Source organism: Streptomyces sp. NPDC055962 (assembly GCF_042270185.1).
Taxonomy (GTDB): Bacteria; Actinomycetota; Actinomycetes; order Streptomycetales; family Streptomycetaceae; genus Streptomyces.
Map to the genome: position 1 here is coordinate 80,762 of NZ_JBHJYN010000017.1, position 20,202 is coordinate 100,963.

General features: G+C 69.2%; 21 protein-coding genes. All 21 read right to left on the bottom strand.

The genetic code is table 11. The features are described from left to right. Nucleotides 1–17 precede the first annotated feature (17 nt). Entirely contained in the window at nucleotides 18–1,217 is a 1,200-nt protein-coding gene (locus ACFC51_RS32830; protein WP_376532380.1) for a hypothetical protein, read from the bottom strand. Beyond that, nucleotides 1,217–2,176: a hypothetical protein gene (locus ACFC51_RS32835; RefSeq protein ID WP_376532382.1), complete on the bottom strand. Its 960-nt coding sequence runs from the start codon at nucleotides 2,174–2,176 to the stop codon at nucleotides 1,217–1,219. The genes ACFC51_RS32830 and ACFC51_RS32835 overlap by 1 nt, the downstream gene beginning before the upstream one ends. 66 nt (nucleotides 2,177–2,242) lie before the next feature. Then, nucleotides 2,243–3,292 carry a hypothetical protein gene (locus ACFC51_RS32840; protein ID WP_376532384.1) on the bottom strand — a complete coding sequence of 350 codons (1,050 nt, stop codon included), beginning with the start codon at nucleotides 3,290–3,292 and terminating at the stop codon, nucleotides 2,243–2,245. Further along, nucleotides 3,292–7,320, bottom strand: a complete 4,029-nt coding sequence (locus tag ACFC51_RS32845; RefSeq protein WP_376532386.1) for a hypothetical protein — start codon at nucleotides 7,318–7,320, stop codon at nucleotides 3,292–3,294. Before ACFC51_RS32845 ends, ACFC51_RS32840 begins: the two co-directional genes overlap by 1 nt. 306 nt (nucleotides 7,321–7,626) lie before the next feature. Then, on the bottom strand, nucleotides 7,627–8,202 hold the full coding sequence (locus ACFC51_RS32850; protein WP_376532387.1) for a hypothetical protein: 576 nt from the start codon (nucleotides 8,200–8,202) through the stop codon (nucleotides 7,627–7,629). Nucleotides 8,203–8,330: 128 nt separating this feature from the next. Beyond that, nucleotides 8,331–9,161 carry an IPT/TIG domain-containing protein gene (locus tag ACFC51_RS32855; protein ID WP_376532389.1) on the bottom strand — a complete coding sequence of 277 codons (831 nt, stop codon included), beginning with the start codon at nucleotides 9,159–9,161 and terminating at the stop codon, nucleotides 8,331–8,333. A 73-nt stretch (nucleotides 9,162–9,234) separates the two neighbouring features. Continuing rightward, nucleotides 9,235–9,660, bottom strand: a complete 426-nt coding sequence (locus tag ACFC51_RS32860) for a hypothetical protein (protein ID WP_376532391.1) — start codon at nucleotides 9,658–9,660, stop codon at nucleotides 9,235–9,237. Continuing rightward, nucleotides 9,660–9,911, bottom strand: coding sequence for a hypothetical protein (locus tag ACFC51_RS32865; protein WP_376532393.1), 252 nt, complete (start codon nucleotides 9,909–9,911; stop codon nucleotides 9,660–9,662). Before ACFC51_RS32865 ends, ACFC51_RS32860 begins: the two co-directional genes overlap by 1 nt. A 43-nt stretch (nucleotides 9,912–9,954) precedes the next feature. Further along, nucleotides 9,955–10,485 (bottom strand): hypothetical protein, encoded by a 531-nt coding sequence (locus ACFC51_RS32870; RefSeq protein ID WP_376532394.1) that lies wholly within the window; start codon nucleotides 10,483–10,485, stop codon nucleotides 9,955–9,957. Further along, nucleotides 10,485–10,817, bottom strand: coding sequence for a hypothetical protein (locus ACFC51_RS32875; RefSeq protein ID WP_376532396.1), 333 nt, complete (start codon nucleotides 10,815–10,817; stop codon nucleotides 10,485–10,487). The genes ACFC51_RS32870 and ACFC51_RS32875 overlap by 1 nt, the downstream gene beginning before the upstream one ends. Before the next feature lie 19 nt (nucleotides 10,818–10,836). After that, nucleotides 10,837–11,703 carry a hypothetical protein gene (locus tag ACFC51_RS32880; protein WP_376532398.1) on the bottom strand — a complete coding sequence of 289 codons (867 nt, stop codon included), beginning with the start codon at nucleotides 11,701–11,703 and terminating at the stop codon, nucleotides 10,837–10,839. Between the two features lie 11 nt (nucleotides 11,704–11,714). Next, nucleotides 11,715–12,293, bottom strand: a complete 579-nt coding sequence (locus tag ACFC51_RS32885) for a hypothetical protein (RefSeq protein ID WP_376532400.1) — start codon at nucleotides 12,291–12,293, stop codon at nucleotides 11,715–11,717. 134 nt (nucleotides 12,294–12,427) lie between these two features. Then, nucleotides 12,428–12,892 carry an IPT/TIG domain-containing protein gene (locus tag ACFC51_RS32890; RefSeq protein ID WP_376532402.1) on the bottom strand — a complete coding sequence of 155 codons (465 nt, stop codon included), beginning with the start codon at nucleotides 12,890–12,892 and terminating at the stop codon, nucleotides 12,428–12,430. A gap of 189 nt (nucleotides 12,893–13,081) precedes the next feature. After that, complete coding sequence (locus tag ACFC51_RS32895; protein WP_376532404.1) at nucleotides 13,082–13,822, bottom strand: hypothetical protein; 741 nt, start codon at nucleotides 13,820–13,822, stop codon at nucleotides 13,082–13,084. A gap of 39 nt (nucleotides 13,823–13,861) precedes the next feature. Beyond that, on the bottom strand, nucleotides 13,862–15,109 hold the full coding sequence (locus tag ACFC51_RS32900; RefSeq protein WP_376532406.1) for a hypothetical protein: 1,248 nt from the start codon (nucleotides 15,107–15,109) through the stop codon (nucleotides 13,862–13,864). Next, nucleotides 15,106–15,381 carry a hypothetical protein gene (locus tag ACFC51_RS32905; protein WP_376532408.1) on the bottom strand — a complete coding sequence of 92 codons (276 nt, stop codon included), beginning with the start codon at nucleotides 15,379–15,381 and terminating at the stop codon, nucleotides 15,106–15,108. Before ACFC51_RS32905 ends, ACFC51_RS32900 begins: the two co-directional genes overlap by 4 nt. A gap of 82 nt (nucleotides 15,382–15,463) precedes the next feature. After that, complete coding sequence (locus tag ACFC51_RS32910) at nucleotides 15,464–16,759, bottom strand: phage major capsid protein (RefSeq protein ID WP_376532410.1); 1,296 nt, start codon at nucleotides 16,757–16,759, stop codon at nucleotides 15,464–15,466. Between the two features lie 215 nt (nucleotides 16,760–16,974). After that, complete coding sequence (locus tag ACFC51_RS32915) at nucleotides 16,975–18,834, bottom strand: NUDIX domain-containing protein (RefSeq protein ID WP_376532412.1); 1,860 nt, start codon at nucleotides 18,832–18,834, stop codon at nucleotides 16,975–16,977. 143 nt (nucleotides 18,835–18,977) lie between these two features. After that, nucleotides 18,978–19,184 (bottom strand): hypothetical protein, encoded by a 207-nt coding sequence (locus ACFC51_RS32920; protein ID WP_376532414.1) that lies wholly within the window; start codon nucleotides 19,182–19,184, stop codon nucleotides 18,978–18,980. 11 nt (nucleotides 19,185–19,195) lie between these two features. After that, entirely contained in the window at nucleotides 19,196–19,828 is a 633-nt protein-coding gene (locus ACFC51_RS32925; RefSeq protein ID WP_376532416.1) for a hypothetical protein, read from the bottom strand. A gap of 97 nt (nucleotides 19,829–19,925) precedes the next feature. Beyond that, entirely contained in the window at nucleotides 19,926–20,195 is a 270-nt protein-coding gene (locus ACFC51_RS32930) for a hypothetical protein (protein ID WP_376532418.1), read from the bottom strand. Nucleotides 20,196–20,202 lie beyond the last annotated feature (7 nt).

A 20,202-nucleotide genomic window follows, 5' to 3' on the forward strand; every position in this document is an offset into this window, starting at 1 on the left:
TTAGTGTCCTGTGCTGGTCATCCGTAGTAGTCGGCGCGGGTCAGGGACAGGATGGCGGTGCCGGTGGCGGGGTCGATCTCCTCCGCGACGACGCGGTGCCACAGTGCGAGCTCCCCGATCCACGGCACTTCGATCTGCAGGAGGATCCGGTCGCCGAGAGCCCAGCTTCCGAGTGGGGCGTTGGGGTGGTGGCGGATCGCGATGGACGGCACGGTCAGCATGTCCGAGTGCCGGGCGCGCTCCGCCTGTCCCTTGCTCGTCAGGGTCTTGACGTTCGCACTGGACTTGTAGGTGATCGTTCGGGCCCGCCGCACCCGCTTGTCGTCGACGACCACGCGGACGCGGGCGGTCTTCTTGCCGGAGCCCTTACCGACGACGTAGACGTTGTTCGCGTAGTAGTCGCCCTGGCCCTGTGGGGTCGCGGTCTCGATGACGTTCTCGCCCTGGGCGAAGCGGAGGTCCGTACGGGTGCGGCCCAGGCGGCGTTTGCCGAGGGTGATGTGGTGGATCATCCGCTCCTTGGTCCCGTCCCACCGGTGCGTCTCACAGAAGTCCGCCTTGGCGAGGTTCATGACGTCGGTGATCGTGGAGCCGCAGTCCGGGTTCTCCCACCACTGCAGCTTCCAGGGGTCCTCACCGCTGCTCGCCCCGAGGAGGAAGCCGGAGTCGTGCCTGTCGAGGGTGACGCCGATGTTTCCCCGCTGGTAGTCCTGCAGGTGGGCCCAGATGTGTCGTACGACGTCGTAGGCGTCCCATCTGCCGGTGAGCTTGTCCTTCGGTTTCGGCGGCATCTTCCTTTTCGGCTTGGAGCCGTCGATGTATCCGTCGTGGTTCTTGTCCTTCCCCTCGTACGCCCACTTCTGTGGCACTTTGGCCCCAGACTGGATCTCCGACCCGAAGTACGGCATTCCGTTGGGGTAGGCGGTATATCCGGCGCACTCGATGTTCATCGCCTGCCCCTCGTACTTCGCCCGCGTGACGATGCCGCCCCATCGGATGACGCCGGCGAACTCCGCGAACAGGGTGGTGCCCCACTCGGTGATGATGGGCAGCCCGTCGGGTTTGGCCATCAGCCGCATGTACTCCGGGCCGATCGTGCCCTGCATCGCTCCGGGCCCGTTGAGCTCGCGCTTGGGCACGCCGGACGCCTCGAACGGGACGTCCCAGTCCAGGAAGTCGCCGCTCGTGGTGCGCATCGCGATGTACCGCCAGGACATCAGGCCGCCACCGGTGCCTGGGAGAACACGATGTCCACGGCCAGCACGGTCCCCAGGTCGGCCTGCAGGAGGCCGGTTGCCCCGACAGCGCCCTTGCCTTCCACACCAAGGGGAACGACGGTGCCCCGGTCCTCCGGCGGGATGAGGAAAGTGTGGCCGGCCTGCAGCGTCATACGGGCCGCGGTCTCGGCGAGGTACTGCATGCCGGGCCCCTTCTCGTCACCGAGATAGGTACGCAGCTCTCCTTTCGCGAGGACCGCATCGGGGTGCCGCACACCCGTGATCTGCGTATGGACGCCGCAGTGGGTGGCCCACTCCGGGACCGTGTTCGTCCAGCGGGCCCCCAGCGGGAATTCCTCCCAGTCGGTGACCGGGCCGAGCTCGTCGGCGGTGGTCCACGCCGCGTACAGGTAGACGCGGCGGGTCTCGCTGCGCGGCCGCGCCATCTGCCGCAGGTCGACGATGCGCGCGGCGGTGATCGACGCCGTCGAGGCCGGCAGGTCGATCCGCGCAAGGGTGATGGCGGTGGAGTCGGGATCGACGTCCTGGATGCTCGTCGTGCCCGGCAGCACGTCGGGGATGACTCTGGTGAAGACGTAGGGGCCGATCAGCGGGTCCGTGGGCTCCGGCCAGGACTCCCCGCCGTAGGGATCCTCGACGCGGGCGACAATCAGGTCGCTGCGCGGGCCGTCGGCACCGGTCGGCTCGACGTTCACCAGCTCCGTGGTGGCCATGCGCGCTGCGTAGGACTGCGAACCCCCCGCCGCCCTGCGGCGGGCGATCATGGCACCCGTACCGATCTGCACCGCGGCGGCAGGAAGATCCAGCGCGGTGACGCGCAGGTCGGCCGGCGCGACAATGCCCTCACCGCCGCCTGCTGCGGCCTCCACGATCAGCCTGAGTGTCTCCTCGCTCGCCGCGGTGTTCTCGACGAACCACGGGATTCCGTCCCATGCCATGACGCACCTCTTCCGTCCGGATCAGACTGGGGAGGCTCGCCCACCGGGGACCCTTGCGTCCTGGGCTCACCAGTAGGCGTAGGCGTCACGCCACTGGATTTTCACCCGTGGTCCCTGGAACCGCTGGGTCGTCACCGGGCTGTACGACAGTTGCGCCTGGAGGCGGCCCGGCACAAGCGTCATGTTCGCGAGCCGCGGGCTGGCCCGGGTCAGCTTGTCCGCGACGGACATCGTGGATCCGTTCGCAGCCCACTTCGTCACGGTCCGGGACCACGGATAGGCGTTGATCGTGACGTACTCGCCGGTCCCGAGCGTGAGCGCCAGCTGCACGGCCCACAGGCCGTTGATGGTGACCTTCGGGTTGATGCACGGGCCGTAGATCGTGATCGCCGGGTGCGTCGGAAGCTTTCCGGCGACAACCAGTTCGGCCGTGCGCTTCGACGTCGACCACGGCGGGTTGTCCCCCCACGACGGCCGGCCGGGGCGCGGCGGGGCGCTGCCGAGGTAGTAGTCCCACAGCTCTTCGGTCTTGAGGGTCCCGTCGTAGAACCGGTCGTCGACCGCCGTGAACTTGGCCACGACGGGCGTGTAGCCCTGGGAGGTGAGGTCTTCGGAGCCGACTCCGAAGTCGCGTGGTCGACCGTACAGGCGACGGGTCCGGCCGCCGGCCGTGCGGGACAGATAGCCGAGCCGCCCCGGGCCGCCGCGCAGGGAGTCCGCGCGCCACACCTGGCGCAGCATGTCCACCGCCTCCCTGTTCCAGCTCTCCGGTGTGCCCTGCCGTTTGAGGATGGCGAGCTGCAGCGGACTGTCGGGCCAGTCGCCGATGATCTGTCCCGGGGCTGCCACCAGGCCCGCCGGATACTTCCGTACAGCGGGAGCGTCGACCGTGTCGACGCCCAGCTCCAGCGTTACAGAGGCTGCCCGCTGGTAGTCGCGCCCCTGGCGTACTCCGTCCTCGCCCGGCATCGGCTGGTCACCGATCTCGGGGTCGGCGAACGTGACGACCGGCTGTTTCAGGGTGTAGATCCCGGAACTGACCCTGCCGAACGTCAGTGCCGCGCCGGGAAGGCTCTCGTAGCTGGAGTAGACCAGCCTGAGGTCTCCGTCAGGCATCACCCACCGCCTCCCATGCGCATCAGCCGCAGTTGGAACATCGCGTCCTCCAGTGCGTTCTTGGTGGTGCCCACCGCACCGATGTTCAGATTCAGGTCGCCGCCCACCAGGGGGCTGGAAGTCTGCGCTGTGGAGGCCCGCGGGGCGGCCAAGGTGCCTCCGGTGCGGCGCGGACTGGCACTGCCGCCGGACTGTGTGGCGAAGCCGCCGTTGGCGAAGTACAGGACGCGGCCGCCGAACTCGCGGGCGACCTGGTCGAGGATGGCCATGGACCGTGAGCGCTTGGCGGGTGACAAAGGGATGTATGCCTCTCCGCCTGTGCTCGGCTCATTCCAGATGCGGGTCGGGCCGCCTCGTGCGATCTGCGCAATGTGCTTTTCGACGCCGCCCTTCGCGAAGGCCTTGACCTTCCCCATCGCTCGGTTGAAACCGCCGTTGGCGAAGCGCAGGATTCCGCCGTTCTCGTACTTGAGCGCCCCGCCATAGCCCTTCTGTACGTATGTCGTCGTGACGGTGACGTTGCGGTCTTTCAGGGCCTGGATGCTCGAGTTCAGGGAGTTCACGGCCGAGACAGCCGAGCCGGTCGGCGCGGTGATCGAGACCTTCTTGCTGCCTGGCAACTTCTTGATCTTGAACCCGAGGTCTGTGAGCTGCTTCTGTGCCGTGGCCGTCGGGGCGTCCACGGTCAGCTTCCTGCCCTTGAGACCGGCGACCTTCGTCCGGATGACCTCGAGTTCCCCGATCGCCTTGGCCACGATCGCCTGGACGGTGACCGTCTTGGAGTCGGGGGCGTTCGTGATGTCCGAGGCGAGGGCTTTCAGGTTTCCGGTCGCTTCGCCCGTGGGTGCGGTGACCTTGACGTTCTTCGACCCTGGGATGCCCGTGACGATGAACCCGAGTTTCCGCAGCGCGGACGCCGCCGCGTCCGTGGGCGCCGTGACCTGGATCGACTGGCCCTTGCCCAGGGTGGACAGTTGCGTGGTCAGCCCGACCAGTTCGGCGTTGACCTGAGACAGGCCATCGGTCTGGATGAGCATCGTGACCGTGTCGGGCACCATACCCAACTGATCAATCAGAGCCGCCGCCTGGGCCTTCGGAATGTCCATGCTCGCCGCGTACTCGAGCGCCTTGGCGCGGCCTTCCTCCATGGCGGCCTTGCTCTTGGACATGGCCTCGGACATGGGCATGAGGCCCTGCTCCGCGGCCTCCTTCGCTCGGGTGGCAACGCCGAGCATGTTGTCCCGCAGTTCGGTGAGCTGGGTGTTCAGCGTCTGGCCGTTGCGGGTGCTGGTGTCCACCATTCCGTCGGCGTCGATGAGGGCCTTGCCCCATCCGTCGGCCTTCTCAATGTTGCCGGCCATCGTGTCGTCGATGGCGAGCATCTGCGCGTTCAGCCGGGCGGTCGCGTCGTGAAAGGACTCGGTGTTCCCGTTCAGAGCGTCCAGGGCCCGCTTGAGCGAGTCCACTCGCTCGTCGGCCGACTTCGTCTTGTCCCCGAAGCCCTGCACCGCGGAGGAGAGCCGCCCGTACGCGTTCGTGCCGGTAGTCCCGGACGAGTTGACCGCGTCGGCGAGCTCCTTCTGCTTCTTCTGGCCACTCTCGAGCTCACCGCGGACCAGGCCCAGGGCGTCCTTCGCGCGCATCGCAGCGAGGCCTTGGTCGTCGGTCTTCTGAACCAGTTGCCCGCCGACGATGACACCCCTAGTGCCGGCGTCCGCGGTCGCCTGCAGCTCCTTCTCGAGGTCGCCGAGCGTTTTGCCCTGGCCGAGGTAGGCACTCGTCAGCTCACCGAGCTTGATGTCTGCCTTCCGCATGACGTCAACGAGCTTGCCCTTGCCGTCGGCCAGCTTCGTGTCCTGCAGGAGCTGCGCGGCCTGGGCGCGCACGTTGGCGTCGATGACGCCTCCGGAGGCGGCCAGAGCCTCGGAGAGGGACCGGACCCGGTCCTCGTGGGCCTTCGCAGTGCGGGCGGCCTTCTCCTGGCTCGAGGCGAGGAGTCCCAGCCCGATCGTAAGGGCGGCGATGGCGATACCGATCGGTCCGCCCATCGCTGACACCATGCCGCCCATCGTGGTGGACACGACACGGTTCGCTGCACCGAGGCCGCGCATCGTGCCGGTGAGCCGGTTCCCGGATGCGGCGGCACTGCCGTAGGCGGCGCCCATGCGCTGCCACATGGTGGCCTGGGGTCCGATCACCCCGGGACCCAGGGTGCCGCGCATCGTGGCACCGAGGGCCGTTGCCTGCGTGCGTGCGGCGACGACGGACGTCCCGAAGCCGCGGAGCATGCCGGATACGGCTGTGATGACCTTGAGGGCCAGGAGCGTGCCGAGCAGCGTGGCCAGGACGGTGCTCGCACCGGGCACCACGTGCATGATCATGTTGAACATCTGCAGCAGACCGTTGAACGCGACGAGGAGGACGCCCAGCCCACTGCCGGCGGCCGAAAGGTCACCGATGGCGGTGGCGATGTTCGAGATGACGCTGACGACGGCAGGGCCAACGGTCTGACCGATGGAGCTGAAAAACGTGCCGAGAGCGGGCATCATCTCGGTACGGATCTGCCGGACGAGGTCTGTGACCCCGTTGTTCCTCATCGCGCCGCCGATGCCCCGCATAGCATCCCCGACGAGCATGTTGAGCTCGTGGAACATCGGAGCAGCGTCGGAAAAGAACTGCTCCATGACCTTCTGGCCGACACTGCTGTTCGCCCAGCGCTCGAACCGCTTCAAGGTTCCCTCGAAGCTGTCGAGAAGGGCGTTCCCGGAGTCCTGTGCCGCCCGGCCGACACCGCCGATGCCCTTGATGAGGCTCCCGGTCGACCGGCCGAGCTGTGCAGCCTTGTCCCCCGCGTGGTCCAGGAAACGCGCGAGCGACCCCGTCTCCCGCCCGGCGGCGGCGGATGCGCGCATCCACTGAGTGGCCCGCTCTCCGGCCCTGCCGACCCGTTCCACGAACGGCCCGGAGGCCACAAGGTAGTCGAGGGTGGCCCGGCCCAGGTTTCCGACGCTGCCGGTGAGGCTGCCGAGAACGCGGCTGTTCGATCCGGCGATCGTCCTGAAGTCCTTGCGGAAGATGCCGGACTGCATGAACTTCGCGCCGCGTTGCGCCATGGCGCCCATCTGGTCGGCGCTGTCCCCCAGCATGTTCCTGAGCAGGGGAAGCGCGGCCGTCGACAGGGGCTTGATGTCGTCAGCGACCCGCGAAAAGAACCGCTCCTGCACCGACGTCTTCATCTTCGACCAAGCGCCCGATAGCGACACGACACTGGTCACGGTCTTGCGGGCCGACGTCGACAGCTTGCCCATGGACTGGTCGAGCTTGGCCTGCTGGTCTGCCGTGAGCTTCTCGCCCTCGGCAAGCTGCTGGTGTGCCTTCATCGCCTCGGTGACGGCCTCGCCGAAACCGGAGAACGCGACCTTCGTGCCGATGGCTGCCGTGCCCGCTGCGACGATCAGGCCGGGGATCGCCCCGAGCACGCCGACGGCAGGCGCCGCCGCTGATACCAGGGCGGTGAGGCCGAGTGCGTACTGGCCGATCAGTGCGACGGCTGGCTGTGCCAGGGACACCAGGGCGCCGATGCCGAGCATCCGCATGCCGCCGCGGCCGCGCGGGATCCGCATCCGTACGGGCACGTTGACCGGGTTGCGGTCCGCCTCACCCTGCGCAGTGGTGATCAGGGTGCGCACACCGCCGAGGAGACCTCCGCCGCGGCCGTCGCCGTCACCGTTCGGCCGGACAGGCAGGTTGAGGTCGGCGTCGGCGATGCTGCGCCGGATGCCGTCGAGCTCCGTACGGAAGCGGTTCTCGTCGACCTTGACGCGGATCTTCGCGGTGACGCCCTTGGATGCCTTCTTGACCGCCTTCTCGAGCCTCTCGCGGAGGCCTTTGTGGTCGATCTTGACCTTGACCTGTACGGCCAGGCCCTCGGCCGCCGTCTCGATCTCGGTTCTCAGCTTCGCGGCGAAACCGGCAAGGTCGGCGACGACCGGCACCTCAAGGCGTCCGGCCTGCAGGCCCTCAGCCACTGCGGACCATTCCTCTCTGCATGGCGGCCATGAGCATCTGCCGGTGACCGGTCAGAGGCTGGTCCGCCGGCTCCGGGGCGGTCGCTGAGTGCGGTGACGGCCTGGTCGGGCCGTCGGTGCGCTTCGCGACCCTGTCGCCGGAGTTGTGCGGTCGGGGGATCAAGATCGGATCCGGGCGGCGGCGGTCCGCCGCCAGGAGGCTGATCTCCTCGACGATCTGCGCGAGGAGCTCCAGGTGCGTCGTCCACCCGTCGGTGGTGAAGGACTTGACCCGCGATTCGTCCGGCAGGCCGTCGACGTACGAGATCAGCCGTCGGACTCCAAGGAATCCGGGTTGTCCGGGACGAAGCCAGGCACGCCGTGCGTCGACTCGGTGGTAGCGGGAGAGATCGGATTCGACGTCTGCGAATCGCTCTCGGAGGAGTCGGCAAAGCTGAAGAGTTTTCCCATCTCGACTCCGTAGACCCGGGCGAGGCCCGCGGTCAGTCGCACGTAGTCGGGGAGGGAGGGCTTGGAGTCGAGGAAGTCCTTGAACGGTCCGTCGCGCAGGACCTTCTGGTCGTCCACCGTGTCGTATTCGGCGTCCAGGAGGATGCCGTACATCTCCTTGATAGCCGCGAGGAACTTGCGGGGCAGCGAAGGCCGCCGGAACAGCGCTGCCAGCACCTCGCTGGTGTCGAGGTCGCCGCTGGACGACTGGAGGACCTCACCGAGGAGCTCGACGAGGCCGAGCTCGTCGGAGAGGATCGGGTCCAGGGCGTCGGCGGGCAGCTCGGCAGGAAAGATGTGCTGGAGGCCGTGGAGCTTGACCGCGATGCCGTGCGGGTGGGCGAGTTCGCGGCGGGGAGCGTCCAGGTCGAGAACGAACGTCTTGGCAGACATGGTGAGACCTCTCAAGTACGGGGCGGCGGGGTGGCAGCGCGCGGACAGTGGCAGTGCGCGGGGCTTTGTGTCGCGGCGTGCGGCCGCCCGGCTGCGCTGAGGCGCGCGGGGGCGGCCGCGGGGCCGGGTTAGGCGTAGGTGAAGCCGCCGGTCTTGGTGACGTTGCCGCCGGCGGACGTGAGGACGATGTCCTTCGCGCCGGTCGTGCCTACCGGGCTGATGACGGTCAGCTTGGTGCTGCTCTCGACGAGCAGTCCCGTGCCGGCCGTGCTGCCGAAGTTGACGGCGGTGACGCTGTCCAGGTCGGTGCCCGCGATCGTGACGGTGGTACCGCCCGCGGCCGGGCCGGTGGAGGGGGTGACCGTGGTGATCGTCGGTGCTGCGGGCTGGAAGGCCGGGTCGTCCGTCAGCAGGTACCAGGCATCCATGTCGTCGCCGCCCTGGACCGCAAGGCGCAAGGGCAGCACGGACTCCTTGGCCTTGGACAGGTCCTTGGAGACGCCTTCCATCTGCATGGTGCGCGGCAGGACGTAGCGGTAGTGCTTGCCGCCGTCGATGATCTCGATGCCTGCGGCGACCTCGCCGCGGCCGCCGATGCGCGGCGGTGCGAACCGGAAGTGCTTCCCGCCTCCGCTCGGGGTGACGGCGGTGATGCTGCCACCGCCGTACACGGCCCGGAAGTTGCGGCCGGACCACTGCTGAAGGTCCACCTCGACGGTCGCGGCGTCCGTCGTCTGGAAGGTGCGCGTGGGGTAGGAGGACTGAGCGGACCGGACCTGTTCGAAGTTCGGCTCGGTGTTGAACTTGAGGCTGTCCTCGGTGAACAGGCCGACGGTGAACCACCCCTCGGGCCACGCCGCGGTGGCGTCGGCGGGTGCCGTGGTTCCGACGGGTGACAGCCACAGGCGGCTGAGCTGAGGAATGACGATCTGCGTGTTGTTCGTGGTCTCGCCGGCCATGGCGGGGTTCTCCTTGGTGTCCGGTACTGGGGCGCGGACACCTTGGGGAGCGGAGGTGGTTAACGTCGCGTCGTCACGGGTGCAGGGTCACGGACAGGTTCATCAGCCACCGTGGTTGCCCGTCGACGAGCGGTGACCACAGCAGGACACCGGACGGTGCGACGTCGCTGATCACCGGGTGCCCCGGCACATGGGGAGCTTCCACGCGCTCCTGGGCGGCCTTCGCGCACCGCAGGAGGATCCGCCGGAGTTCGGCCTTGCCCGGCCAGCCGCCCGGGTCACCGTAGACCTCGAGCGTCACCTCGGGTGCGATGGCCCATCTGAGGCCGCGCAGGTCGCCGCCGGGGCCGTGCCCGACGCTGAGATGCGGCCAGGGGGCTTCGGAGATTCCGGAGACACGTCCGGGGCCGCCGAGCGCGTCGGCGGCCCCTGGGTGCTCCTGCAGCCAGGCGAGGATCTCGGAGACCGGATCCACTTCGGCGAGTGTCGGTTCTGTCATCAGCCGTGGGTGGCGTAGCCCTGCGTGCGCAGGCTGTGCGCGGTGTCCGGGGTCACCTGGATACGAGCGCCCGGCGGGTAGGCGGCACCGTCGAGGGTGTGGTGGTGCGCCAGGGTGACGGTGACCTTGCCGGCGGCGGGACTCGCCAGAGGCGCGGTGTCGGTGGCCACACCGGTGGGCGTCTCGGTGGCGACGTCGGCGGACTCTTCCTTCGCGGCGGCGGGCTTCTTGGGGGCGGGGTTCGTAGTCATGACGGGAACTGTGGGGCCGGGGCCTGCTTGTGTCGCGCGGTCGTCAGGCGCGGGCTGCGACGAGCGCGACCGCGCGTGACATGAAGAACGTCCCGTCGGCCACCAGCCCGCCGGGGTAGACGGTTCCGACTTCTGCTTCGATCACCTTGGGGGCTTGGACGGACACGGTGACGGTGACCTTTTTGCCTGTGACGACGGGCTGGCCGGTGTTGATGTGCCGGGCGATGCCGTCCGGGTCCCTGTGCATGGAGCACCGGCAGTTCTTGAGGTTGGCGATGGCCCGGGAGGACCGGTCGCCGGGCTGCGTCATGTAGGTGTGCGCGCCGACGCCGCGGTGTTCGATGTCCCACTGCATGGAGTCCAGCTCGAAGCGCAGGTTGCCCGGGACGACCTGGCCCTGAGCGTTCACGTGGGTGGGGCGGACCTTGTCGTCGCCGACGGTCACCCACGTCTTGGTCGGCGGGGCCAGGCGCTTCGCCTCGATTTCCACCTGCCGGGCGATGCGCTGCACCGCCGGGGCCAGCATGAGCGCCAGCTTCTCCTCGAGGCCCGGGGCGGGCTTGAACTTCGGCATCACGGAACCTCGGGCGGGTTGAGAGTGGCGGCGGCCTCGACGTAGTCGACGTCCGGGCACCCGGTGACCTTGTGGTTGCGGGTGCTGGTCAGGGTCCAGACCCGGCCGGTCTCGTCGGCGATGGTGTCGCTCTCCTTGACCGGCCAGGCCTGCGGGTCCAGGCGCACGGTCCATGTGCCGTCGGGCTGCTCCCGTACCGACCCGGGCCACGGCCCGCGCGGGGCGGGACGCTGGTTCGGGTTCGGAGGGACGGGCACACCGTTGGCGTCGCGCGCCCATGGGTGGGCGAGTACGTATACGCGCAGTGAGGCGTTCGGCAGGACGACGGCCACAGTCGGCAGCTCCTTTGTGTCAGCGGCCGCGGCCGCGGCTGGAGGAGTAGGGCCACGGGGGGCGTGCGGGCCGGTTGAACGGCTGGAAGAGGCGCCGCTTGTACCGCGACAGGCTGCTGATGTTCGGCACTGCACCGGCCTGGCCGGCTTCGGGCGCCGACTCGTAGCTGATGGACTGGCCTTCCGCGCTGACGGAGGACACACGGCGGCCCTGGGAGCTGACTCCTCCTGGGCGGAGCCGTTCGGCCTCCGCCGCGTGGCTGGTCACGTACCGGACGACGGGCTTCTTCGAGGCGCCGTCGAAACCCACGAGGAAGTCGACGTCGTAGGTGCCGTCACCGCGCTCGCGGTACGAGTGGACCGTGCACTCGTCGTCGGGCTCGAACGGCCAGGACGAGGCGTCGTTCAGCTCCTCCTCCTGGCGCAGCGAGAAGGGCGTGAGGGCGGTGCGGGTGACGAGCTGGGGGATGACGGGCTTGCCGAGGTAGCCGACGACGTCGTCCTGCGCATCGCCGATGGCCGTCAGCAGGTCGTCGCGGTCCTCGGCGCTGAGCGGCAGTGGCACGCCGAGCTGCTTGGCCACGGCTTCGGGTGAGGTGACGAGGCCCAGCCCGAGGGGCAGGTCCATTCTCACGGACTCGTCCTTGACGGGCTGGGCCCCCTCGCTCGGGGTGAAGGTGACGGTGGCCCAGTAGCGTCCGGGCGGCACGTCGGGGAGCTCGAACCGGTACGCCCCGGCGCGCAGCCGGAGGCCCGGCCCCGCCGCGACCACAAGGGTCGTGCGGTCCGGTTCCCCGTACAGGGACAGGCTGGTGACCCTCCCGCCGGCAGGATCCGGGTCGTAGTACGCCCCGCCGCGCGTGGGCCGGTACTCGAAGCTCGACACCCCTGGCTCCTCTACTTGTCCGCGCCGGTGGTGGCCTGGGTCGCCAGGCGCTCGGCCTGGGCCTCCAGTCGTTGCAGGATGCGCGCGGCCACGCCCTCCGACACCTGGGCTCCCTGGGGCTGGAGGAGGCGGTGGACAGGGTTGCGGTGCGGGCCGAGGAACGTCTTCTCGACCAGGCGCACGGTGCACACGAGAGTCGAGCCGTACGGCGTGAGCGGGACGAAGACCGCGGCGGGATCCGTCGGGGGCTCCTTCGTCGCGTCGTCGATGATGACTTCGGAGAGATTCTCGTCGTCGGGGATGACCTCGGTCGGCGTCGCGTACTTGAGCTCGTTCGGCGCCTCCGGCGGTTCCACGGTGGCCGGCGGCTCGAGAGGCGCGGCGTCGGGTGCCTTGGGGGTGTTGTCGGCAGGATCCGGCGTCGGCGCGGCACTCTCGTCCGCGGTCGCCGCGGTGGTGGTGTCACCTCCGGCGGTCTCGTCCTGGACATCGGCGGCCGCCGGGGCGGTCGCCTCGGTGGTGGGCTCGGCGGCCGGTGTCTTCGCTGCGGCGGCCTTGCGGGTTCGGGCGGTGGGGCTGGTGCTTGCCATGGGTGTGGCTCCCTGTCGGCTGGTGGACCGGTCGGCGCGCACCCTGCCCACCGGCCGGCGCTTGTGTCGCGCCGTGGGAGTGAAACGGCCGGGTGGCCCCTCGCCGGAGCGAAGAGGCCACCCGGCCACAGGGGTCAGGCGTAGGTGAAACCACCGGTCTTGGTGACGTTGCCGGTGTCGGCAGCGACGACGACGTTGACGGCCCCGGCGGTCCCTGCCGGGGTCTTCACCCGGAGCTCGGTGGCGGAGATGACCTTGAGCTCGGTGCCGGGCGTGGCGCCGAAGTTGACCCCGGACACCCCGTCGAGCCGTGTTCCCTTGATCGTGACGGTCGTGCCGCCCGCGGCCGGGCCGGTTGCCGGGGTGACGGTCGCGAGCGTGGCCGCTGGCGCGAAGAGCCGGTCGATCTCGGACTGGGGGACGAGGGTCCCGGCCTGGAACAGCAGGTGATGCCGGGAGCCCTCGGGGCGACCGTCGCCGGGCCCGTAGGCCCGGGTTTCGTAGACATCCTCGGTGATGCGCATGGGGACATCGGCGGCGGCAACTGCGGGGAACGCCGCCTTCTTGATGCGCGTCCCGTCTTCCTTGTAGTAGCCCACGATGGGGGTTCCTCTCTGAGGTTGGTGCCTGGAGGGATGAGCCGGGGAAGGATGCAGTGCCGGGTCGCCTTGGGTCGCGCGGCTCTTGCCCAATTGGGCAAGAATGATCTTGGTGTCGTCCGGCACGGATCCGGTGCCGGGTGACATTTGCCCAATTGGGCAAAAATGATCTTGATCGCTCCGCAGTCCTTATGGCCTTCCGCTGCCGTACTGCTTGCCAGGTCCGCGGCGACGTGAATCCTGGGCCTGCTGGAGCTCGCTCCACCGATGGGCGCCTTGCTTCTTCTGCAGGTGCCTGATCTCGTTCGCTGCGATGCCGACTTTCTGGGGCCCCAGCACGGACACCAGGCACCCCTCCGCGGCCCGGGAGGTGTAGCCCGCTTCGGCGAGGGACTCCTCGTCGGGGAAGATGTCGACGTGCCGCTCGATGGTCACGTCGACCAGCTGGTCCTCACGGCCGCCGAGGGAGTACACCCACTTGAAATTCACGGGCGGGTCCGGCTCTACAACCTCGCGGAACAAGGTCACGCTCTTGGTGTACGCGTAGAAGCGAGCGCCTGGCGAGGCCCGCATGATGCGCAGCCACGCCTCGGTGTACTCCCGGGAGAAGAAGTCGCCGGCATCGTGGCAGCGGATCCACCGGCCCTGATACCGCTTGTGCTGGAGTTCGGCGGTCATCTGCGCTTCCCAGCCGGGCAGGTCGTCCAGCACCATCATCAAGTTCGCCTCGTGGCGAGCCTTGACTCCGGGAAACCGGTAGGCGCCCTGTCGTGCGTAGCAGAGGGGGGCGCAGATCCCTGCCGAGGGGCAGGTGTTGTAGGTGCGGCCATCGGGCAGCGTCCCGGCCCATGCCGGGATTGACCAGTTGTAGATTCCCTGCCGCCGCATGTCACTGTTCTGGGTGAGTAGCCACCGTGGTTTCTCAGTCATGCCCGCGACCGTGGGGCGCGGGCAGGCCTAGCGTCGCGTTCAGAGGATCCGCAGGTCGTCCCAGCCGTCCGGTCCGACGCTGAACACCATGAGGCCGGACGCGGACACCTCGCCGCTGCGGACGGTGTACCAGTCGGACCCGTTGTCGAGCGTGGGCGCCTGGAGCCAGAGGCGGCCGTTGCCGACCTGCTGCGCGCGCCAGTGGTGGAAGTGGCCGGTGATGAGGATGTCTGCGTCGGCGATCGGCTGCCGTCCGAACGTCTGTCCACGCCACCAGTCGACGGCCTTGTCCGGGCGCGCGTACTGGTGTCCGTGTGCCAGGCCGACGATGTGCCCGGCAACGTCGAGACTCACGGAGTCGCGCCACCGCTCCGGCATGACGAACGACACGTGTCCGTAGGCGTCCTGATTGCGGGTGTAGGCGTCTGCGACCTGGGACATGACCTCAATGCCCCAGTCGTCGACGGGCGGGCCAACGCTGTCTTTCCCGCGGCGTACGCGGCCGTGGTTGCTGCCGCAGGTCGCGGCGACCACGCGATCGAACTTCCCGGCGAGGCGGTCCAGGCCCTCGAAGGTGACCCGGCGGTGCACGCGGATCATCTCGGTCAGTGTCAGGTCGTTCGTGAATGCCTGCTGCGTCGTGTTCTCGAAGCCCTCGACGCAGTCTCCGGCGTCTGCCCAGTAGGCGGCGCTCGGGCCGCGACCTACGGCCTTGAGGTCGCGGATGTGGTCGTCGAGCCGGTCGAAGCGGTCTGCGATCCGGGCGATGAGTTCCGGGGTCCCTCCGTCTCTTCCGACTTTCCCGGCCTGCGCGTCGGCGTACACGACGACCAGGGCGCGGTCAGCGGTGTCGAGTGCGGGGCGCGGCTTGCGGCGGCGGCGCATTGCGTCGCGGACCAGGGCGTCGACTTCGCCGGCGGCCATCCATGTGGGTGCGGCCGGTTCGATGATGTAGCGGCAGCGCCAGACGGCGCGGGTGACGGCGTCGTCGCCCTGGGCGTCGCGGTGCCAGGCGGCCGGGTCGTGCTTGGCCTCGACCAGGCGGACGCGGAAGCCGTCGGGGATGGCGAGGCCCATCTCCTCCACGCGGGCGCGCCAGTCGGCTTCGCCGGCCGGAGCCTGTTCTGCGGGCGGGGTCGTGACGACCATCGTGCCGCCGGGCTCGTACCGGATGCCGGACTCCCAGCCGCGGGGTGCGGGCGGTTGCAGGCGCTGCGTCTGTGCGGGCTGGCTCTGCTCCTGGGAGGCGGGCTCGAGGAGGGCCTGCAGGTCGCCGTTCAGCGTCATCGCACGCACCTGCATCCGTTGGCCTTGCCGCGCCGTCGGTGTCGGCCCACGGTGTAGGCGGTGATGGGGGTGCCGTATCGGCTGAGCGTCTCGGCGATGGCCGTACCGGAGACGTTCGGAGTGTCCAGCACCGTTCGGAGCGACTCCGCCACGCTCGCCTCGGCGGAGTCCAGGAGGACGCCGACGCTGCAGAGCGGGCCGCGGTGGGCCGCCGGGGCGCTTGCGAGCGCAGCCAGTTCGTCAGCCAGGCCTACGTGTTGTTTCTCGATCACCAGAGTCCTCCGTCATCGTGGTGGTGCTATGTGGGAGGGGGTGCACCCGTGGCCCGGGTGCACCCCCTCGCCGCGGTCCGGATCAGCCGGTCGGCTGGGTCCAGGAGCCGATGACGAACGACTCGGGGCGCGGGACCTCGAGGGCCAGGCGCTCGTCGGCGCGGAAGGTGATCAGGCCCTTCTCGAAGTTCTCGCCGTTCTCCGAGGAGACGGTGACGGAGACGTTCTCGCGGTCGTGGAGCTGCGCGCCGAGACCGAAGGCGCCGATGAGGAAGTCGTCGTCCGCCATGGCGGTCGTTTCGACCACGTTCAACCTCCACACTTTCTTCTCGGCGCCGATCGCGACGGCGATGGCGACGCGGAAGGCACCGTTCTTGTCCTCCTCGACCTCCACCTCCTCCCACATCGACGGCGAGAGGACGATGCCGGTCGGGTCGTACTCGGCGAGCAGCGCCTTGGTGATGGCGCGCCGGATCTGGACGCTGTACTGGTCGGTGTTGAGGCCGGTGTACTGCTGGACGCCCGGCGTGTTGTAGATGCCGGTGAGGGACTGGCCGTCGCCGACGGAGTGCAGGAGGTCCCAGTCCTCCGCGTACTTCACGCCCTCGACCATCCTCGAGTTAATGAAGGTCTTGAGGCGCGGCTCGTCGGACAGGATGTTCTTGTGGGCGTCCAGGAGGTGGGCTACCTCGGCGACCGGGTACATCACCGGGGTCAGCGAGAGCTTGGACCGCGGGGCGCGACCCCAGGTGTCGGTGTCGGCGCCGGTGGCCGGGGAGGTACCGTCGGCGGCGTACCGCTCCTTGACCTGCTTGGCGTTGTTGGTCCAGCCCGTCTCACGGGCGCCGTAGAGCACGGCCTGCTTGGTCGAGCTCTTCGGGAAGAGGTCCCGGATGTGGAACTTGCGGAACGGACGTTCGGTGATGCCGAGGTTCTGCGCGGAGCCGAGGACCTGGTGGGTGACCTGGCCGGCGGAGAGGGAAAAGATGCTCTTTCCCTCGATGTCGGCGCGGATGTACGGGCGGTCGCGGAACCCGGCCTGCGTGGCGTGCTGGTAGGACTCCGACTCGACGAACAGGTCACCGAGGGACTTCGCCTCGAGGCCCGGCCGCTGGCCGAAGTGGCTGGCCGCGGCCGGCTGCCCCTCGGGCTCGGCCAGGTACTGCTTGACCTCGGTCAGGCCCTGCTCGGCGTCGATGAGTGCCTTGATTTCCTTCGCCTCACCGGCGACCTTCTTGAAGGCCGCGGCCTGGTCGGTGGAGACGACGAACTTGCCGCCGTCCTCGACCTTGAAGCTCTGGCTGATCTGCTCAGCCTCTCGGGACTTCGCCTCGAGGAGGCCGGTCAGTTCCTTGATTCGTGTGGTGGTGGCGGGCATTGCTGCTGCTCTCCTGATGCTGGGGGCGGTGGACGTGTGCGTCGCTCGCCCGGCCAGCACCGGGACGCCTCAACGCTGAGGCGGAATAGAAGAGGCAGGAGAGGGTTAACGTCGTGTGCTGCCCGCTCAGGACGTGCAGAGTGGGCAGCACATAGGGGTTGACCTGCTGTTTTGTTGTGATGGGTAGTGGTGTTCCGTGGGCGGTGGGGTGCAACTCAGCCCCGCATCGAAGCGAGTGCTGCCTTCACCTCGTCGGGGTCCAGGTGCACGGAGTCCGTGGGCGCGGCCGGTTCGTCTTCGTCCTCGTCGTCCTCTTCATCGTCGGTCTCGGCGTCGCCTTCGCCGGTGTCGAAGGTGTCCTCGTCCCACAGGTCCAGGCCGGGCGGGGCGCCCGTAGCCGGCTTGCCGCCGGGACTGATTCCACCTTCGGAACTCAGTCCCTTGAGTCCCTTGGCGGAGAGAGCGGCGATCAGGTCCTGCACCTTGTCCCGGACGTCCTCGAGCTGGCCGGGTCCTGCGGTGGTGCTGCTGACCCGGGCTGTGGCATCGGTGAGCGCCCCGACGGTGGGCTGCACGACTCGCGCGTCGACGTCTTCCGCGTCGGTGGCGGCGCGGTGGGAGGTGGTGCCCTCCGGGACGACGATCGTGGCGAGCTCCACAGGCTGCGGCTTGTCCAGGGTGATGTCGCCCGTGGGGGTGACCGCGTACGGGATCGCGTAGTTGCTGCTGCGGCCGGGGTCCTCGGTGTGCACCGACACGATGACGTGGTCGGGGTAGGTGCCTTCGATGCACGTCCACGAGTCGCCGCCCTGATCGAGGAGCTCGCGGACCTTTTCGCCCAGGCGGTTGCGGAACTGCTCCTGCGACTCGGGCAGGGGCTGGGGGAACGTCACGGAATTCTCCATCGTCGGGGCGGGGAAATGGCTCTTGGCTTCGGTGACCATGGAGCGGGCGGACTTGTGCTCGATGCGCGGCAGCGCGCGGGCCGCGGACACCGCGGCCCGCGCGGACTTCTTCTCGTGCCCGCTGAATGCCCGAAGGCGGTTCATCACCCCTTCGGTGAACTCCTTCGACAGCGCGGTCTGCGTCTTCACCAGGGGGCCCTGCGGGAGGGCGGCGCCGACCAGGAGTGCCCACGGGGTCTCGCGGCACTCGGGCCGCAGGAGTGGCATGTCGGGCAGGGCCGGGAGCGGCCACCACGAAGTGACCTCCAGGGCGTCACCCTTCGGGTCGTCCGGGTTGGTCACCTGGCGGTCCTTGTGCGGCACGTTGATGGGCATGGAGGCTTCGGCCGGGATGACTGCGACGTAGCCGCGGTAGATGCCGTTCGGGGCCGTCCAGGAACCGACGATGCTCGTGGTGCCGGGCAGTATCGAGCCGGTCTCCTCCTGCCACTCGCGCAGGGCGGCGGCCAGTGGATCCTCGCTTCCCTCGATGTGGCCCCCGGGGAACTCCCACGTGCCCGCGGCCGGGTCGTCGTCGTCGAGGGCCCGCTGGAGCATCAGCACGCGGCCGGTGTCGGCGGCCTTCACCGCCAGGCCGGCGACCTTGACGGTGTCGCCCTTCGGCGCTGCGACGACATCGATCTCGACGTGGGAGGGCGTGGTCTTGTACTCGAGCCCGTCGTGCCCGCCGGTCGCGGCAGAGGACTTCACTTCGAGGCTGCGCGTCAGCGGGTGCGCCCCGTGGAGCACCGGGGAGACCTCGAAGAGGTCCAGGCGGTGGATGACGCGGACCCCGTCACCGCGAAGGGTCGCGCCTTCGGTCGGCACGCGGTAGCCGATCGAGAACGCGGCCTGCTGGTGCTCGTGCCACTGCTTGACCTGCTCGTAGGCATCTCGGCCGCCGCGGGTGCGCAGGTTGTAGGCGACGGTGGCGACGAGGGCGCCAGCCTCAGCGGGCCACGCTCCGGGAACGTCGGCGAACCTGGGGTCGCCGGGCATCCATTCCTCGACTTCGAGGACGACGCCGATGGGTTCCTTCCAGCCGTGATGCCACACCGTTTTCACGGGGCGGGCAACCAGGGTGGCGGTGAACGCGCCGGGCACGATGAAGTCGTCGACCTCGTCGGTCACACCGGTGACGGCATAGATTGCCCGGCTCGTGCCTCGCTGGGCGGTGCGCGGGGGTGCGGGTCTGGTGGGTGAAGCGCTCGGCACGGCGGGGAACCTCCGGCGGTGGACAGTGGGCCGCCGGGCACCGTGCCTCTCGCCTCGGCCTACTGTCCTGCCGTGGCCGTCTGCTTCGGCCGTGACTCGGCCTCGGAGCGGGCCGTGACCCAGCCGCGGGACCAGTAGCGGTGTCCGAACTGCTGCTCCACGTCGCCGTTCCGGTCGTACGGGCAGGCGTCCGAGGGGTCTCCCTTCGCGTACGCGGCCTTTCCTTCGGTGAGCCGGTCCAGACAGGCCTGGCGGTCGAGCTCCACTCTCGGCTCCCTTACTGGTTCGCGAACATCTGGTCCTGGACGCCGCGGTCACCGGGCTGGGCCGGTTCGCCTGGCGCCGCAGGAGCGGCTGGGTCGGCTTCCTCTTCGGGGCCGTGAGTCCTGGTCATCTGCGCACCGTCAACGTCGACGGCCCACGCATCCGGGTCGGTGAAGCGCCACACCTGGCCCGTGGAGTCACGCACCCACCCGGTCAGTGTGCCGTCCGGGCTCCGGTCGAGCCAAGCCTGTTCACCGTCGATCCCGGTGTACGCGCAGTACGCGGTGTCCGGTTCGGTCTCGTCGCCCTCGTTGTAGAGGTCGCCGGACCAGGGGCGGGCGTCGTCGTCCGCAGGCATCAGGTCTGCCGGCGGTTCGCTGCCCTCCTTCTCCTCAGGGGCCGCGTCCTCGGCCGCAGGTGCCTCGGGGTCGCCCTCGAGCGCCGCAGGGTCGGAGCCGGCAGTGGAGGCCTCGGGCAGGTCGTCGAGATCGCCCGCGGCGGGGTCACTGTCGGGTGCGCCGAGATCGGCGCCCTCGAGCGAGGCGCCCCCGGCGCCCACCGTCTCCTCGTTCTCGTCGTCGTCTTCCTCCCCGAAGGGCTTGCCGCCCTTGGGGAGTGCCTTGATGGCGAATCCGTATGTGGTCACGGGCGGAGGATGGCGCGCCCTGCGCCTTGTGTCGCTGTCACACCGCCCTTCCACCCCGACCAAGATCATTCTTGCCCAATTGGGCAAGTCCCCGCGATCAGCTCCCGGGCACGCTGGCACGCCGCGGTACGCCCCCGCTCTCCTCGATCACATCGGTGTACTCCCGCAGAACGGCGAGCACGGACTCCTCGTCGTCGCCGGCCACGGCCCGCCTGGGGCCGGTCGGGGACAAGCTGATGGTCTCGCCCTGGTGGAGCTGCACCAGGGCCGCAGCACGGTACGACCCGATCACCGGGCGGTCGGCCCGCCCGGTGATCTGCACTGTGTAGGTCGAACCGTCATGGAACGCGCCGCTGACGGTGATCACTTGCCGC